Raw genomic sequence first — 16591 nt, 5'->3', positions numbered from 1 at the left:
TTGTTTTTGACACTTACAGTTTTCTATGTCTAGCAAAAAATTAATCGACTCGATAAAGAACAAAGGAAAGAATCTAGAAGCCGAAATGTCCTTCTTCGAACATTTGGAAGTTCTGAGATGGCATCTTATCCGTTCCGTAATAGCTATAGCAGTCTTTGCAATCCTAGCGTTTGCTTACAACGACTTTATTATCAACCAAGTCATATTAGGTCCCAAACGTCTTGATTTTTGGACCTACCGCATGATGTGTAAACTTGGCGAAGTCTTAAGTTTAGACGAACTGTGTGTAAAAAGAATTCCTTTTAATCTTATCAGTACGGAGTTAACTTCACAGTTCATGTTGCAAATCAATTCCAGCTTGCTGACAGCACTGGTCTTGGGATTTCCTTACCTGCTGTTCGAGATATGGTTGTTCGTTAAGCCCGCCTTAACAGAGGTAGAGCGCAAGTCGGCACAGGGATTCATCTTCTATGCCTCTGCCCTATTCCTTATCGGCGCCTTATTCGGGTACTATATCGTAGTGCCTCTGTCCATTAACTTTTTAGCCAACGTAGATCTCAGCGTCGAAATCAACAATCAAATTACCATAGACAATTACTTATCCACCATAGCCACCTTGACAATAGGATGTGGGGTTGTATTTTTATTACCTATCATCATCTTTATCTTATCGAAATTAGGATTGATGACACCAGCCTTTTTACGTGCGAGCCGTCGATATGCTACCGTAATTATCTTGGTGCTGGCGGCAGTGATTACCCCTTCGGCCGATGTCATCACCATGCTTACAGTGGCAGCTCCTATGTTTATCTTATATGAGGTGAGTATCATGGTGTCAGCACGTGTGCACAAACGTAAAGAACAACGGGAAAAAGAATTTTATAACACTAAATAATCTTATTATGAAAATAGCAATAGGTAGCGATCACGCAGGATTTGAGTACAAAGAGGAAATTATCAAGTTTCTACAAGAATTAGGACATGATGTGAAGGATTTTGGACCTGCTTCAGCGGACTCCGTAGACTATCCGGACTATGCACATCCTGTTGCTTCGGCGGTAGAGGACAAGGAGCAAGAATTGGGTATTTTGATCTGCGGCAGTGCCAACGGGGTGGCCATCACCGCTAACAAACATCAAGGCATTCGTGCTGCCATAGCATGGCAAAATGAAATAGCTGCTTTGGCACGTCAGCACAACAACGCCAACATTGTATGTATACCTGCCAGATTTATTGACTTAGATTTGGCAAAAAAAATCACACATACCTTCCTCACTACCGACTTTGAAGGAGGAAGACACGCAAACCGTGTAAATAAAATCGCTTGTTCTTAACTAATTATAAATCGATTATGAGAAAACTGTTTTCATTATTATTCATTCTGCCTTATGCATACAGCTGTTCGTTGGCACAGGCGCCATCGAAATACGCTAACTTAATTACGGAAGAATCTTCCAAGGCTCATCTGACTATCCTTGCCAGCAAAGAATTTGAGGGACGCGGCACAGGCCAAGAAGGAGGCAAAAAAACGGTAAAATATATTACCGAACAGTTCCAGTCGTATGGATTAAAGCCCATCGTGAATGGCTCCTACCACCAGCCCGTATCATTGGTACGTGTAGCCTATAATGTGGAATCTTTCCGCTTAGGTGACCAGAACTTTGTCTATGGTCAAGATTTTTTCGTACAAGGAGACAATTCCGCTCAGTCTATCCAAGCTGACGAAATCATCTTTGTAGGTTATGGCATCCAGGATGAAAAATATAATGAATTGAAAGGTGTTGATGTAACAGGAAAGGTTATTCTATTGGTAAATGAGGGAGAGCCTGTAGATGCTTCGGGCAATTCGATAATCACAGGAACCTCAACCAAATCTACATGGACGTCAAGCCGCTTCAAAAGAATTCAGGAGCTAACCAAGCTGAACCCTAAATTAATATTGGCTGCAAGTTCTCAAAATGATGAAATGATAAAAAGAATAGGCGGCCGTAGTCTGATGGGACGTGTGCAGCTAGATAAGGGTACTGCAGCAAACAACAGCACGCAAGCTGCCCCAGTAGTGCTTGTCAATACGGCTATGGCAAATCAGCTATTGGCCAAAATCGGCACCAGTCTGGAGCAGTTTAAAGCGAAAACCCTTACTTCACCAGAACCTGCCAAAACCATCAAAGTAGGTATCAACGCCGAAATGGGAGTAAAAAGAGAGAAACTGGATGATCCTAACGTATTGGGGTATCTTGAAGGTTCCGACTTGAAAGATGAAGTGATTGTCGTATGCGGACACTGGGACCACGACGGTATCCTTCCTAACGGCACTATTTTCCCTGGAGCTGACGATAACGGCTCTGGTACCGTAGCGGTTGTAGAGTTGGCAAAAGCTTTCGCTAAAGCGAAAAAAGATGGTAAAGGCCCTCGCCGCAGCATACTTTTCATCGCTTTGGCGGCAGAAGAAAAAGGTCTTTTAGGATCACAGTTCTATGTAGAGAATCCTATCATTCCTTTGGAAAAAACCGTAGCATGTATCAACATCGATATGCTAGGCCGAATTGACGATAAGCACCTGAACGGTGACCACAATTATGTGCACGTTATCGGAACAAACAAATTGAGTACCGACTTAAAACCTATCGTCGAAAAGGCTAACAAAGACATAAATCTTATCTTGGACTACGATTATGATCGTCCGGACGAGCCTATGCGCTTATATTACCGCTCAGACCACTACAACTTTGCGAAAAACGGCATCCCTTCGCTGTTCTTCTTCTCAGGATTACATCCACACTATCACACTCCGGAAGATACCGTAGATAAGATTGATTTTCCAATGATGGTAAAACGAGAAAGATTGATTTTCAATGTAGCTTGGGATCTTGCCAACAGAGATACAAAACCTGTAGTAGACCTTCCTTTGGAAGATGCTAAAGGCACAGGAAGATAATTCATTCTTCTCTGTGAATAATGAATAAATCCCGCTTTAAACTCTTAAAAAGCGGGATTTATTATTAGAAAATAAATGTTCGTTGCAAGCCAAGGTATGTAGCAAGTGCTACATCTCCAATTCATATTTTACTTGTATAGTATCTCGGTGAATAGTATTGAATTTTTTCTCAGCGAACTTTTAAGACCTGCAACCTTATTATTAGAAATAAAAGAGATCCCCTCTTCTGGCTTATATACACCTAATATATTCACTGTTTTATTTGCTTTAGAAACAGACTTGCTGCAATTAGAACCAATTGTCATTCATAATATAATAATAACTTCCTTTAGCTTTAACCGGAGAACAACTTCCTGAACCCTGATTACAAGTGCATGTTACCTCTACTTCATCTTCAGGAGGTAACATTCTAGAAGTACTCTCTTCTGATAAAATAAATTGATATCCCTCAGGCAATTTTATTGTAACACTCACATCTTTATTTTCAAATGCTTTAGAGCCCACAGGAAAAGGTATGCCTTTATCCCCAGTTTGAGTTATTATTTCAAGTAGATGCATGTATGTCATTATTTGAGTCATGTTCCTCCAATACAAAAAACACCACCAGTCTTAAAAAGATAAATTTTAAACTTTTCATATTTTTTAACTAAAACAATTAAATTAAAAAAAGTTTTATCTTCTGGAGCCTCATGAGTGTTTATGTTGCTGTGTTCGTTCTTTTTCTCTCGTTATTTTTTCATCTGCTCAAGCCGGCTTAATTTATTTACCTGTCTATCAGGGCTATTATCTATTGTAGTCATACTTTTTACAGCATTATCAATGTAATTTTCAAGCAGTCCTTTACGTTCTTGACAAGGCTCTTTTACTGGATGCTGCGTAATCCTCTTTTCTTCTCCACAAATCGGACCTCAACTCCTACACTAAATATTCGAAAAAAATTATTCGGGTCTCCATCTGCGATTGGATTTTTTTTCAGATTGTTTACGCTTTCTATCCAAGCGTTGGAGCACGACTGCACGTGGAACTTTTGTCGGAATCCGCTTTTTGGAGGGTCTTAAAGCTTCCGACACCAAGACAATAAGCTTTTGGAATGCTATTTCCTTATTTTGAAGCTGGCTTCTACTTTCACTACTTTCCACCTGAAGAAGGCCCTCACTTTGCAGTCGAGTTGCTAATTTCTCTTTAAGTATTCTTTTCTGTTCTTCTTCAAGAAGAGGGGACTGCTGAAAATCCCACAGCAACATTACTTTGGTCTCTACTTTATTGACATTCTGTCCTCCTGCTCCTGAAGAACGGGATGTTTTATACTGAAGTTCCTTTTTAAGCTGTTCCCAATCCATAATCATAACATAAAGATTACGCTTTTATTGCAAAACGAATGCAAAACCTTCCTTAACTTTGCTTGTTATAAAGATATTAATTTAAATTACATGAAGATAGGTATTGTTTGCTATCCAACGTTTGGTGGTTCGGGGGTTGTGGCTACTGAATTAGGTAAAGGTTTGGCGTCTAAAGGTCATCAAGTACATTTCATCACCTATAATAAACCTGCTCGACTAGACTTCTTCTCTGAAAATTTATTTTATCACGAGGTTGCAATTTCCCAGTATCCTTTATTCGATTTTCCTCCTTATGAATCAGCGTTGGCCAGTAAGCTGGTAGATGTAGTACGCTTTGAAGAGCTGGATATCTTACACGTACACTACGCAATACCTCACGCCTCAGCAGCCTATCTAGCCAAACAGATATTGAAAAGCTACGGCATCAACATTCCGGTCATTACGACGTTGCACGGCACGGATATCACATTGGTCGGAAGGGACAAAAGCTTTAAGCCAGTGGTAACCTTCTCCATCAACCAGTCGGACGGCGTTACTACCGTATCAGAAAGTCTAAAACAACAAACCAAAGAATATTTCGACATCCAACGCGAAATCAAAGTAATCCCAAACTTTATCGACCCTGACAGGTTTGTCAACAAAAAAAGAGAACATTTTAAAAAAGCCATTGCTCCCGGCAACGAACGTATCCTCGTCCATACCTCCAACTTCCGAAAAGTTAAGAATACAGAAGATGTAGTCCGCATTTTCCACCGTGTCATGCAGGAAGTGCCAAGCAAGCTGCTCATGGTGGGCGACGGCCCAGAAAGAAGCAATGCCGAAGAGCTGGCCAGACAGCTAGGCATAGCTAATTCGGTGCGTTTTTTAGGAAAACAGGATGCTATAGAGGAAATACTCTCTGTGTCGGATCTCTTCCTGATGCCTTCGTCTTCTGAAAGCTTCGGATTGGCGGCCTTGGAAGCTATGGCTTGTCGCGTTCCTGTCGTGTCATCCAACATCGGTGGACTTCCGGAATTAAACGTCCATGGCGAAACAGGATTTCTAAGCGATGTAGGCAACATAGAAGAAATGGCCCAACACGCAATTTATATCCTAGAAGACTGTGATCGTCTAGAGAAGTTTAAGCAGGCTGCTTATGATCACGCTAAAAATTTTGAAATTAATCAGATTTTACCACTTTATGAAGCGTACTACCAAGAAGCTATAGCTAATGCAAAAAAATAAAACAAAATATTATAGTACGTAATATAGCAGCAAAAAAATTATATCTTTGTCTTTTGGAAATCCTCCAAGAAATAATTTATGAAATATAAAAGAATCCTACTAAAACTTAGCGGCGAAGCTCTCATGGGCGAGCAGAATTACGGTATCGATATCAATCGTGTCAATCAATACGCTAACGAAATCAAAGAAATTCACGCTTTAGGCATAGAAATCGCAATCGTCATCGGCGGAGGCAACATCTACAGAGGACTTAGTGCAGAAAAAGCTGGAATGGACAGAGTTCAAGCCGACTATATGGGAATGCTTGCTACCGTCATCAACAGTATGGCACTCCAGGATGCTTTGGAGAAAGTAGGATTAAAAACAAGATTGTTGACAGCGATAAAAATGGAACAGATCTGTGAGCCATTTATCCGCAGAAGAGCTGTACGCCACCTGGAAAAAGGCCGAATAGTAATATTTGGAGCAGGAACAGGTAATCCATACTTCACTACCGATACGGCAGCCTCTCTTAGAGCGATTGAAATCAATGCTGATGCCGTACTTAAAGGAACACGTGTGGATGGTATCTATACTGCAGACCCAGAAAAAGATGCTACGGCAACAAAATACGAGCATATATCCTTCTCCGAAGTGTATGAAAAAGGACTGAACGTAATGGATATGACTGCCTTCACCTTGTGTCAAGAAAATAATCTACCCATCATTGTTTTTGATATGAACAAACCTGGAAACCTCAAAAAATTAGCATCAGGCGAACATATCGGAACAATTGTTAGTTAAGTATAAAACATTTAAAACATATGAACGAACTGATTTCAATGGAACTGGACGACTGCAAGGAAAAGATGACCAAAGCAGTTGCTCATACGGAGTCAGAACTCACAAAAATCCGCGCCGGTAAGGCCACTCCTTCCATGTTGGATGGTATCAGCGTAGATTATTACGGTTCTAGTACTCCTCTTTCACAGGTAAGCAATATTAACACTACGGACGCACGTACTTTAGTAATTCAACCATGGGAAAAATCGATGCTAAGTGTTATCGAAAAAGCTATTATCGACTCTAACATCGGTCTTAACCCACAAAACGACGGAATGGTTATCCGTCTTATCGTACCTCCGTTGACAGAAGAAAGAAGACGTGATCTTGTAAAAAAAGCTAAAGAAGAAGCTGAAAAAGGTCGCGTAGCGGTTCGCAACATCCGTAAAGAGGCTAACGAAGCTATCAAAAAACTGAAAAGCGAAGGTGTATCTGAAGATGAAATCAAAAGCGGTGAAGCTGAAGTTCAAAAACTTACTGACAAATTTATCGCTCAGGTAGACCAGCTTGCAGAAGCAAAAGAAAAAGATATCATGACTATCTAAGGATATAAAATCCAACAAGACTCAAAGGCTTTCATATTTATGAAAGCCTTTTCTTTTACCGTTAATTTATTATATTTATACAACCAATCTTTAAATCCAATTATAAAATATTTCAGCTTATGCATACTTCAAGAAGAGCTTTTATCAAGCAAGCCGGATTAGGTGCTGTGGGGGCACTGCTAAGCAATTCATTGCTGTCCGCTTGTTCAGGTTCTAAGTCCATTAAAGGTGATAACCCACTTGCCAATATAGGCCTACAACTCTTCACCCTTAGGGACCTGCTGTTTAGCGACGCCAAAACCACATTAGAAACCATATCCAAAATTGGTTATTCGCATATCGAAACTTTTGGTCTGGATCTCAACAGCAATTCGTTCTGGGGCCTAGAATTATTGGATCTGAAAAAGATCATGGACGATAATAACCTCAAAACTTATTCTGGTCATTATGACATGAGCAAATACTTAAGCAAGAACCATAGCGACAAAGAAAGCATAGAAAAATATGTGGAAGTGGCTGCAACCTTAGGACAAAAATATATTATAGCGCCTACCAATCCCATGTTTGACCTGAACGCTTTGACTTCTGACGATTATAAGTATGCAGCGGAGCAACTTAACAAGGCTGGGGAAGTCGCTAAGAAAGCCGGTATTAAAGTTGGCTATCACAACCATTTTTGGGAATTGAGACAGTTCGGCAACACGACAAGAGGGTTAGACATCCTTTTAGCCTTCACCGAAAAAGATCTTGTCGCTTTCGAATTGGATATCTTCTGGTTGGAAAAAGCTGGATTCAGTGCATTGACCTATTTTGAAAAATATCCGGGACGTTTTGAGCTTTGGCATGTAAAAGATATGGACCGCAACTTCACCAAGCCTATCGTCGGCGGTGATTATGACGACATGCCATTGGATTCCATTTTCAAGGAAGTGCGTTATACAGAAGTAGGTACAGGCACGATAGATTATTTAAATATTACGCAAGAAAAAACAAAAGCGGGACTTCAATATGCTTTTGTGGAACAGGATGATATCTATGTGGCTAATAAATTCGAAAGTGTGAAAAAGAGCTATGACTATGTGCAGAAATTTTTGACAAAATAAAAGGGGGATAAATCCCCCTTAATTTATTTAGAATGTCATATTTTCTACCTCTTTGGCCGTCTCTTCGACTTTTTCTTTAAGACCTTTCTTGAAGTTCAGAAGATTTTCAGCAACCTTAGCATCTTGAGTAGCGATAATCTGTGCGGCCAAAATTCCTGCATTCTTCGCGGCATTAAGGGCTACCGTCGCCACCGGAATACCGTTTGGCATCTGCAGAATAGACAGCACAGAATCCCATCCATCGATGGAATTGGAAGATTTCACAGGAACGCCGATCACCGGTAGATGGGTAATGGAAGCCACCATCCCAGGTAGGTGAGCAGCACCTCCGGCGCCTGCAATAATAACTTTCAATCCTCTTTCCGCAGCCTTCTCCGCATATTCAAACATACGATGAGGTGTACGGTGTGCAGACACTATCGTCACCTCAAAGGCAACACCCAATTCTTTTAATACATTTACAGCATCCTGCATCACGGGAAGATCTGACTTGCTTCCCATGATAATGCCTACCTGAGCAGTTTGTGAACTCATAAATCTATGCGATAACTTTTAATATTTTCTGAACTTTACGTGCGTTGCTTATAGCCACTTCTCTATCCGCATGGATGATACACACATGTCCCATCTTGCGGAAAGGCTTGGTGTATTTCTTTCCGTACAAATGTACATAAACCCCTTCTATGGCCAAAACTTCTTCTACTCCTTCGTATTTGGCAAGTCCTTCGTATCCTTCTTCTCCCAGCAGGTTAATCATCACAGCATTGGTACGAGCACTGGTATCTCCCAAAGGAAGATTAAAAATAGCACGCAGATGCTGACCAAACTGAGAAGTGAAATTTCCTTCTATCGTTTGATGTCCCGAATTGTGTGGTCGTGGAGCCAGCTCGTTAACCAGAATTTCGCCTTCTTTGGTCAAGAACATCTCTACAGCCAGCAGCCCTACAATCTGTAAATCGTTTGCTATCTTCTTCGTCAGTTCTTCTGCCTTCTGCTGAATCTCAAAGCTATATGTAGAAGGAGAAATTAAAAATTCTACCAAGTTGGCTTCAGGATTGAACTCCATTTCTACCATAGGGAAGGTCTTCACCTCTCCTCTGTCATTGCGGGCTACGATAACAGCAATTTCTTTCTCAAAATCAACAATCTCTTCTATGATGGAAGGTTCATTGAATGCATTATCTAAATCTGCCTCTGTGCGTATCATCTTGACGCCCTTCCCATCATACCCATCTCTACGGAGTTTCTGCACATAAGGAATAGAAAGATTTGCCGATTTTAAGGATTCCTTATTTGAAATGAACTGAAATGCCGGCGTGGGAATTCCGTTTTGCTTGAAAAACTGCTTTTGTAATCCTTTATCCTGAATAAGGCGTATCACACGCGACTGAGGATATACAAGCACTCCTTCTTCTTCCAAGGCTTCCAAAGCATCAACATTTACTTTTTCTATTTCTATAGTGATCATGTCCAACTCCTTACCGAAGTTGTAAACAGTATCATAATCACTCAATGAGCCACATTCAAAATGATTACACAATTTGCGGCACGGCGCATTTTTGTCCGGATCCAGCACATGGATGTTCACATTGAAATTTATAGCTTCTTGGATGAGCATACGTCCCAGCTGCCCGCCTCCAAGAATACCTAACTGCAACTCACCATAAAAATCTTTTACCATATATTTATAATACTATTAAACGCTCTCTTCAAAATATTTGTCGTGAAGGATTTGCTCCTTCTCTATCTTCTTTTGTAGCTCCAAAAACGCCCCTATTAATGCTTCCGGACGTGGAGGGCATCCCTGCACGTATACATCCACCGGAATAACCTTGTCCACACCTTTCACGACGTGATAGCCATGTTGCCAATATGGTCCTCCACAATTTGAACAAGACCCCATGGAGATGACATAGCGAGGCTCTGGCATCTGCTCATACAGACGCTTGATACGGTCTGCCATCTTAAAGGTTACTGTACCCGCGATTATCATCACATCGGCCTGCCGCGGCGATGGACGAGGGAACACTCCAATCCGATCCAAATCATAGGTGGAAGCCATAGCGCCCATCATCTCTATAGCACAACACGCAATACCGAAACTTACCGGCCACATGGACGAAAGACGGGCCCAATTCAGTAGGTCATCGATCTTGGCGACGATAACCCCATCTGATCTCAACTGTTGTTCTATATTTGTCATGCGTTCGGCTTTTTAAATCGAGGTTTGAAACCTAAAGAAGTCTGTGGTTTAGCTTCTTCTTGTTTTTCTTCTACCGGTTCCTGTACCGTAGCTCTATAGTCTCTTACCTCATAAGACTTATTGTTTAATGCGTTGTATGCTGATTTAGGGATAGCTACATCTACAGTAGGAGTAACATGTTGTGGTTTGACCCAGCGCAGATCCCCTCTTTTCCATACATAGATCAAGCCTAGGATAAGTATCCCCAAAAAGATGGCCATCTCGATTAAAGTAAACCATCCCCATCTGGAATCCATCTGAATAAGTTCGGCCTGTCCATAGACCGTTGCCCAAGGGAAAACAAAGATGAGCTCTACGTCAAAAAGAAGAAATATCAATGCAATGACATAGAAACGCGGATTGAACTGCACCCAAGAAGTGCCGGTCGGCTCTTCTCCACATTCATAAGTACTCAGCTTGATAGGATTAGGTTTATTGGGCGACAAGATTTTCGCCAGAAACATGGTCACACACACCAATAATATCCCTGCTAATCCTAAGAGAAGGATTGTACCGTAAGAAGATAACTGTGTGGGGTAATCGTCCATATAGTACAAAATTAACAATTAATTCTATACCTATAAAATTACATAACAAAATTGATTTTTAAAAACAAAAGCAAGCTATTAATAGCTTGCCTTGTATGCTGACTGATGTTGTACTTTCTTAAAATGGTCTACCCGGCATTTTAGGCATATTACGCATCATCTTAGCCATCATTCCTGGGTTTGACATCTGCTTCATCACTTTGCGCATGTCCATAAACTGCTTGATGAGCTTGTTTACCTCTTCGATACTTGTTCCAGAACCTTTGGCGATACGCATCCTTCTACGTTGGTCTATGATATCCGGATTCTCACGTTCTTTCGGTGTCATCGAATCAATGATAGCTTCGATAGGTTTGAAAGCATTGTCGTCGATTTCCACATCTTTCAACACTTTGGAAGCGCCTGGAATCATACCCACCAAATCTTTCATATTGCCCATCTTCTTGATTTGCTGTATCTGCGCACGGAAGTCGTTGAAATCGAACTGGTTCTTACGTATTTTCTTCTGCAATTCGGCAGCCTGCTTTTCGTCAAACTGCTGCTGAGCACGTTCTACCAAGGATACCACGTCCCCCATACCTAAGATACGGGAAGCCATACGATCCGGGTGGAACACATCCAAAGCATCCATCTTCTCTCCTGTACCTATAAATTTGATAGGCTTATTGACAACAGATTTGATAGATAAGGCTGCACCACCACGTGTATCACCATCCAATTTGGTCAATACAACGCCGGTAAAGTCAAGACGGTCGTTGAACGCTTTGGCCGTATTCACAGCATCCTGACCGGTCATGGCGTCCACGACGAATAAGATTTCATGCGGCTGCGTTGCTTCCTTTACCGCAGATATTTCCACCATCAGAGGCTCATCTACAGCTAGGCGACCTGCCGTATCGATAATGATTACGTTATTTCCGTTTTTCTTTCCTTCTTCTACCCCCGCTTTGGCAATGGCAATAGGATCCGTGGATGTTCTATCCGTATAAACCGGAACTCCTACCTGATTTCCCAACACCTCCAATTGGTCAATAGCTGCAGGACGGTAAACGTCACCCGCTACCAACAAAGGCTTTTTCCCCTTCTTCTCTTTCAGATAATTGGCCAACTTACCTGAAAAGGTAGTTTTACCGGCACCATTCAAACCTGCAATAAGGATGATAGTAGGATTTTTAGAAAGGTCTAACTCCGAAGTTGTACCTCCCATCAAGGCGGTCAACTCGTCGTTCATAATCTTAGTCAACAGCTGTCCCGGCGAAATGCTGTTGATTACATTTTGACCTAAAGCTTTTTGTTTTACTTGGTCGGTAAAAGTCTTGGCTGTTTTATAATTCACATCGGCATCCAACAATGCCTTGCGAATTTCTTTCATCGTCTCAGCGACGTTGATTTCTGTAATATTTCCTTGTCCCTTTAAGACTTTAAAGGCTCTTTCTAATTTATCCTGAAGATTTGAAAACATAGTTAATCTTTTGAAATTCTTATGCTAAACCACAAAGTTACAAAATTGCCATGAAAGGACATCTATGCTTTGTCACTAAACACAAAAAAGGGAGATAAGTCTATCTCCCTTTCACGTAGTTCCTAGCTATATCAATTAGTCATCTCTTCTTCCTGCTAGCATTTGGGCATAGTACAATAATGTCACCAGAGCCGATAATGCTGCTATCACATATGTCATAGCTGCCCATTTCAGTGCATCTTTAGCACCATCATGTTCTGTTTTACTATGTGTCACATTGGATGTATCCAACCACGCCAAGGCACGCTTGGAGGCATCAAATTCTACCGGCAGCGTGATAAAGCTGAATAATGTTGTTACAGCTAAGGCTGCCACGCCAATCTGTAGCAACAGATATACATGCGAAAATACGGCTAACATCACACCAATCATCAGTGTAAATTGGGTGATACGTGATGCCACATTTACTATAGGTACCATCGCCGAACGAAACTGCAGCCAGGAATAGGCTGTAGCGTGCTGCACGGCATGACCACATTCGTGGGCTGCTACAGCAGCGGCTGCCACACTGCGTCCGTGATAAACTTCCGGACTTAGATTTACTGTTTTATTTGTTGGATTATAATGATCTGTCAATTGTCCTTCTACCGAAATTACCTGTACATCGTAGATGCCATTCTCATGCAACATTTTTTGTGCTATTTCAGCACCTGATAATCCCGAAGACAATGGCTGTTCAGAATAAGTCGTAAACTTACTCTTGAATCTCCATTGCACCATCATACCAAGAATACCAATCGCTATTAATAAAAACCAAATTGTCATATCTTAAAATTATAGTTGTTTATGCTCACTAAGATAATTACAATTTTGATTCCAAAGCAAGACTATTTCCACATTCTTACGAAGGAAATGCCATTATGTCTTTTTCTGACGACGGGAAAGGTCAATGTTGCAGTCCTCAATAAAGCTGAAAGCTGATATTATGTTCTTCGATAAGGCGTCGCAGGTTACTTAGTGCATAGCGCATCCTGCCTAATGCCGTGTTGATACTTACATTGGTAATGTCTGCAATTTCTTTGAAGCTCATATCACAGAAATGACGCATGATGAGCACTTCCTTCTGGTCATCCGGCAGGAGCTGTATAATCTTCTGTAGGTCTGCGCTTATCTGTGAACGCACCATCTTCTTTTCGGCATCGTCTTCGGCAAACCGCAACACCTCGAAGATATCAAAGCCGTCGCTGCTCACCACATTAGGGAGGCGCTTCTCTTTGCGGAAGTGGTCAATAATCATATTGTAAGCAATGCGCAACACCCAAGGAAGAAATTTGCCTTCCTCATTATATCCTCCCGTCTTAATCGTATTGATTACCTTGATAAAGGTTTCCTGGAAAATATCTTCTGCCAGAAACTCGTCCCTCACTTTGGTATAGATGAAGGTATAAATCTTACTCTTATAGCGGTCTATCAGTTCTTTTAATCCACTTTCGTCGCCTCCTTGATACAGATGGATAAGTTCCTGATCGCTCAAGGCATTTAAAGTTGTCTTCATATAATAATATTTTATGAATCAGCAAGAATCATTTATTAAGAGTAAGCGTGTTTCTATAGGCGATGTTTTTATAGGTTTAACATTTAAGCAATATCTATTTCTCTCGAGTCAAAAATAGCTTAAAAAACTTTACTAATACAAGAAAGGAAAAGAGTTTTAACATTAATTCACATTCTATATCTATAAAACAAAAGAGGCTTCAAAAATGTTTGAAGCCTCCTCTATTTTGAATTCCTTAGGGAATAAATCTTAGCGATATAGCGGGAATTTAGCCATCATTTCTTTTACTTTCCCATGGATAGTAGCCAACTTCGCTGCATCCGATTTAGCTTTCAATGCTTCATCGATCAATTCTCCGATTTGAATCATTTCGGCTTCTTTGATACCGCGAGTAGTGATAGCTGCAGTACCGAATCTCACTCCTGAAGTTACGAAAGGTGAACGTGTATCAAAAGGAACCATATTTTTGTTGGTAGTGATACCTGCCTGACCCAACACCGCTTCAGCTTCCTTACCTGAGATATCTTTGTTGCGTAGGTCTACCAACATGAGGTGGTTGTCAGTACCTCCCGAGATGATTTTGTAGTCACGTTCCATGAAGAACTTCGCCAAGGTCTGAGCATTTGCTCTCACTTGTTTTACATACTCTAGATATTCATCAGAAAGAGCCTCTCCGAAGGCTACCGCTTTGGCCGCGATAGTATGTTCAAGAGGACCACCTTGAGTACCTGGGAATACCGCCAAATCTAACAATTGGGTAATCGTGCGCACTTCCCCCTTAGGTGTAGTGATACCCCATGGATTTTCGAAATCTTTACCTACCATGATCATACCGCCACGAGGACCACGTAATGTTTTGTGGGTAGTTGTCGTTACGATGTGACAGTGTTTTAGAGGGTCGTTCAACAAGCCTTTAGCAATAAGACCTGCAGGATGTGAGATGTCCGCCAATACAAGGGCACCGATTTCATCCGCAACCTTACGGATACGTGCATAATCCCAGTCACGTGAATATGCTGAAGCACCACAGATAATCATCTTAGGTTTTTCACGTAGTGCTGTTTCTTCTAATCCTTCGTAATCGATTAATCCGGTTTCTTCTTTTACACCGTAAAATAATGGTTGATAGATTTTTCCGGACAGGTTGGCAGGAGAACCGTGAGTCAAGTGACCACCGTGCGATAAGTCAAGACCTAAAATTTTGTCTCCCGGCTTAAGGGTAGCTAAAAATACCGCTGCATTAGCTTGCGCTCCAGAGTGAGGTTGTACGTTAACCCATTCTGCCCCGAAAAGTTTTTTCGCTCTTTCGATAGCAATAGATTCTATTTGGTCAACAACTTCACAGCCTCCGTAGTAACGCTTTCCTGGAAGTCCTTCCGCATATTTGTTGGTCAATACCGAACCTGCGGCTTCCATCACTTGTTTACTCACGAAGTTCTCCGAGGCGATTAATTCTATACCTTCTTCTTGGCGCTTTAGCTCTTCAGCGATAAGATTAAAGATGGCTTGATCTCTTTCCATTATTCTTAATTATTGAGGGATGTGGATTATTTATTTTCGTTGCAAATATACGATTCTCTAAACTTTTCGGGGCACCCTTTGCTATTTCTTTTCAAAAAGTAAGTCGGAAATAAAAATTCGTTAATTTTCACATCCCCAAAGGACGCTTACAAAAATTTTATTGGGTTTATACTTCTTTTTTTAGAATAATCTGGGCCGCCTCATAGGGATTAACCTCTAATTCCGCCACATATTTAATGACTGCAGCCACATAGTTATCTACTGTTGTAGCAGACGCCTCTTTTTGTATGTTGGTGAGCATAGTGATGGTGGTGTCTTTAAGATTTTTCACTACTGTCCATGCTGCATCCGACACATATAGCTGCTGCGTAATGTTATGCTGAAATTCTTGTTCGATATCGCTTACCAAGGCTGCCTTGAACTGCTCCACCGTCAGGCCAGCATCGTGGTTTCTTAACATCACCTGATAAGGCGAGATACGATGACAGTACAATATAAGCCGTTCGTATGCTGCCAGCCGCAGCTGAGCCTTTTCCCTTCTGTTTTCCCTGCCGGACGCTATAGTTTGCACTTTCAATACTAAACGCTCCACTTTCGGCCACAAGATATATAATACCGCCAACAAAGCCACAAATACGCCCACGCCTATGCTCAAGGTATCCAACAGAAAATTATAGATATTCATATGTTTAAAAATTGTCAAAAATTATAAGTCTAAAGATTAATGGCTAAAAATATGTAATTTTGTTAAACTATCAATTCAGTGTAGAAAACTATGAGTACAGACAATATAATCAATACGGCACCTATAACCTTTACGCCGGGAGCTGTAGCAGAATTGAAAAAACTGATAGACCAACAAGAGTTGGGACCTGAATTTGGCTTACGCATAGGTGTTCAGGGTGGTGGATGTTCAGGTTTGAGCTATGTTCTTGGCTTCGACCAAAAACAAGATGGTGACAACGAATACACCTACGAAGGAATCCGTATTTTCATGAATAAAGCTCACGGCATGTATCTTGCCGGAATGGAAGTAGACTTCAAAAACGGATTGGACGCCAGAGGATTTACATTTAACAATCCAAATGCGACTAGTACTTGTGGTTGCGGGTCAAGTTTCTCTGCATAAAAGCTGATTCAATTTTCATAAAAAAAGCACCATAAAAGGTGCTTTTTTATTTTCTATCCATTATCCATCGCTCGAGCAGGCAGCTCTTTTGGGTCGCATATTTTATTAAACAATAAATCAAAAAGAAGAAATTTGCCCCTCTCTCTTATCCTATTTTTTCAC

19 protein-coding genes are annotated in these 16591 nt (G+C 41.1%); 8 read left to right on the top strand and 11 right to left on the bottom strand.

From position 1 onward, the window contains the following. Positions 1 to 25 precede the first annotated feature (25 nt). The 3 genes from tatC to ABD873_RS08500 are packed head-to-tail and all read left to right on the top strand — an operon-like array spanning position 26 to position 2938. Positions 26 to 895, top strand: coding sequence for a twin-arginine translocase subunit TatC (gene tatC, locus ABD873_RS08510; protein ID WP_345067270.1), 870 nt, complete (start codon positions 26 to 28; stop codon positions 893 to 895). Between the two features lie 7 nt (positions 896 to 902). Beyond that, positions 903 to 1334 (top strand): ribose 5-phosphate isomerase B, encoded by a 432-nt coding sequence (gene rpiB / locus ABD873_RS08505; protein ID WP_345067266.1) that lies wholly within the window; start codon positions 903 to 905, stop codon positions 1332 to 1334. A 17-nt stretch (positions 1335 to 1351) separates the two neighbouring features. Then, complete coding sequence (locus ABD873_RS08500) at positions 1352 to 2938, top strand: M28 family peptidase (protein ID WP_345067263.1); 1587 nt, start codon at positions 1352 to 1354, stop codon at positions 2936 to 2938. 288 nt (positions 2939 to 3226) lie between these two features. Here ABD873_RS08500 and ABD873_RS08495 read toward each other — a convergent pair whose 3' ends face one another. Together ABD873_RS08495 and arfB are read right to left on the bottom strand one after the other, a co-directional pair. Beyond that, positions 3227 to 3496, bottom strand: coding sequence for a hypothetical protein (locus ABD873_RS08495; RefSeq protein WP_345067260.1), 270 nt, complete (start codon positions 3494 to 3496; stop codon positions 3227 to 3229). 380 nt (positions 3497 to 3876) lie between these two features. After that, positions 3877 to 4284, bottom strand: a complete 408-nt coding sequence (gene arfB, locus ABD873_RS08490; protein ID WP_345067257.1) for an alternative ribosome rescue aminoacyl-tRNA hydrolase ArfB — start codon at positions 4282 to 4284, stop codon at positions 3877 to 3879. 84 nt (positions 4285 to 4368) lie between these two features. Here arfB and bshA point away from each other — a divergent pair, with 84 nt between their 5' ends. The 4 genes from bshA (at position 4369) to ABD873_RS08470 (ending at position 7972) form a co-directional block, all read left to right on the top strand. Beyond that, positions 4369 to 5502 (top strand): N-acetyl-alpha-D-glucosaminyl L-malate synthase BshA, encoded by a 1134-nt coding sequence (bshA, locus tag ABD873_RS08485; RefSeq protein ID WP_345067253.1) that lies wholly within the window; start codon positions 4369 to 4371, stop codon positions 5500 to 5502. 78 nt (positions 5503 to 5580) lie between these two features. Continuing rightward, complete coding sequence (pyrH, locus tag ABD873_RS08480) at positions 5581 to 6285, top strand: UMP kinase (RefSeq protein WP_345067250.1); 705 nt, start codon at positions 5581 to 5583, stop codon at positions 6283 to 6285. A gap of 20 nt (positions 6286 to 6305) precedes the next feature. Beyond that, positions 6306 to 6869 (top strand): ribosome recycling factor, encoded by a 564-nt coding sequence (gene frr, locus ABD873_RS08475; protein WP_345067247.1) that lies wholly within the window; start codon positions 6306 to 6308, stop codon positions 6867 to 6869. Positions 6870 to 6988: 119 nt separating this feature from the next. After that, the gene (locus ABD873_RS08470; RefSeq protein WP_345067244.1) at positions 6989 to 7972 is read left to right on the top strand and encodes a sugar phosphate isomerase/epimerase family protein; all 984 of its coding nucleotides are present in this window, start codon (positions 6989 to 6991) and stop codon (positions 7970 to 7972) included. A 27-nt stretch (positions 7973 to 7999) separates the two neighbouring features. On the opposite strand, the gene purE is transcribed toward ABD873_RS08470, so the two are convergent. From purE to ABD873_RS08425, 9 genes are all read right to left on the bottom strand, one after another. Continuing rightward, complete coding sequence (gene purE / locus ABD873_RS08465; RefSeq protein WP_039052748.1) at positions 8000 to 8506, bottom strand: 5-(carboxyamino)imidazole ribonucleotide mutase; 507 nt, start codon at positions 8504 to 8506, stop codon at positions 8000 to 8002. A 4-nt stretch (positions 8507 to 8510) separates the two neighbouring features. Beyond that, entirely contained in the window at positions 8511 to 9653 is a 1143-nt protein-coding gene (locus tag ABD873_RS08460; RefSeq protein WP_345067239.1) for a 5-(carboxyamino)imidazole ribonucleotide synthase, read from the bottom strand. 15 nt (positions 9654 to 9668) lie between these two features. After that, positions 9669 to 10175: an NADH-quinone oxidoreductase subunit B gene (locus ABD873_RS08455; protein WP_039052746.1), complete on the bottom strand. Its 507-nt coding sequence runs from the start codon at positions 10173 to 10175 to the stop codon at positions 9669 to 9671. Then, complete coding sequence (locus tag ABD873_RS08450; RefSeq protein WP_039052745.1) at positions 10172 to 10762, bottom strand: NADH-quinone oxidoreductase subunit A; 591 nt, start codon at positions 10760 to 10762, stop codon at positions 10172 to 10174. Before ABD873_RS08450 ends, ABD873_RS08455 begins: the two co-directional genes overlap by 4 nt. Before the next feature lie 118 nt (positions 10763 to 10880). Further along, positions 10881 to 12224 (bottom strand): signal recognition particle protein, encoded by a 1344-nt coding sequence (gene ffh / locus ABD873_RS08445; RefSeq protein WP_345067233.1) that lies wholly within the window; start codon positions 12222 to 12224, stop codon positions 10881 to 10883. Between the two features lie 135 nt (positions 12225 to 12359). Beyond that, positions 12360 to 13049 (bottom strand): zinc metallopeptidase, encoded by a 690-nt coding sequence (locus tag ABD873_RS08440; RefSeq protein ID WP_039052744.1) that lies wholly within the window; start codon positions 13047 to 13049, stop codon positions 12360 to 12362. Between the two features lie 136 nt (positions 13050 to 13185). Beyond that, the gene (locus ABD873_RS08435; protein WP_345067228.1) at positions 13186 to 13779 is read right to left on the bottom strand and encodes an RNA polymerase sigma factor; all 594 of its coding nucleotides are present in this window, start codon (positions 13777 to 13779) and stop codon (positions 13186 to 13188) included. A 249-nt stretch (positions 13780 to 14028) separates the two neighbouring features. Then, positions 14029 to 15300 (bottom strand): serine hydroxymethyltransferase, encoded by a 1272-nt coding sequence (locus ABD873_RS08430; RefSeq protein ID WP_345067224.1) that lies wholly within the window; start codon positions 15298 to 15300, stop codon positions 14029 to 14031. Positions 15301 to 15466: 166 nt separating this feature from the next. After that, positions 15467 to 15985, bottom strand: a complete 519-nt coding sequence (locus ABD873_RS08425; RefSeq protein WP_039052742.1) for a DUF7935 family protein — start codon at positions 15983 to 15985, stop codon at positions 15467 to 15469. A gap of 90 nt (positions 15986 to 16075) precedes the next feature. Between ABD873_RS08425 and ABD873_RS08420 the strand changes: the two genes are divergently transcribed. Next, positions 16076 to 16429, top strand: a complete 354-nt coding sequence (locus ABD873_RS08420; protein WP_039052741.1) for a HesB/IscA family protein — start codon at positions 16076 to 16078, stop codon at positions 16427 to 16429. The last annotated feature ends 162 nt before the right edge of the window (positions 16430 to 16591 follow it).

This window comes from Sphingobacterium thermophilum (assembly GCF_039541675.1).
Lineage (GTDB): Bacteria > Bacteroidota > Bacteroidia > Sphingobacteriales > Sphingobacteriaceae > Sphingobacterium > Sphingobacterium thermophilum.
This window is presented reverse-complemented; position numbering and strand designations above follow the sequence as displayed.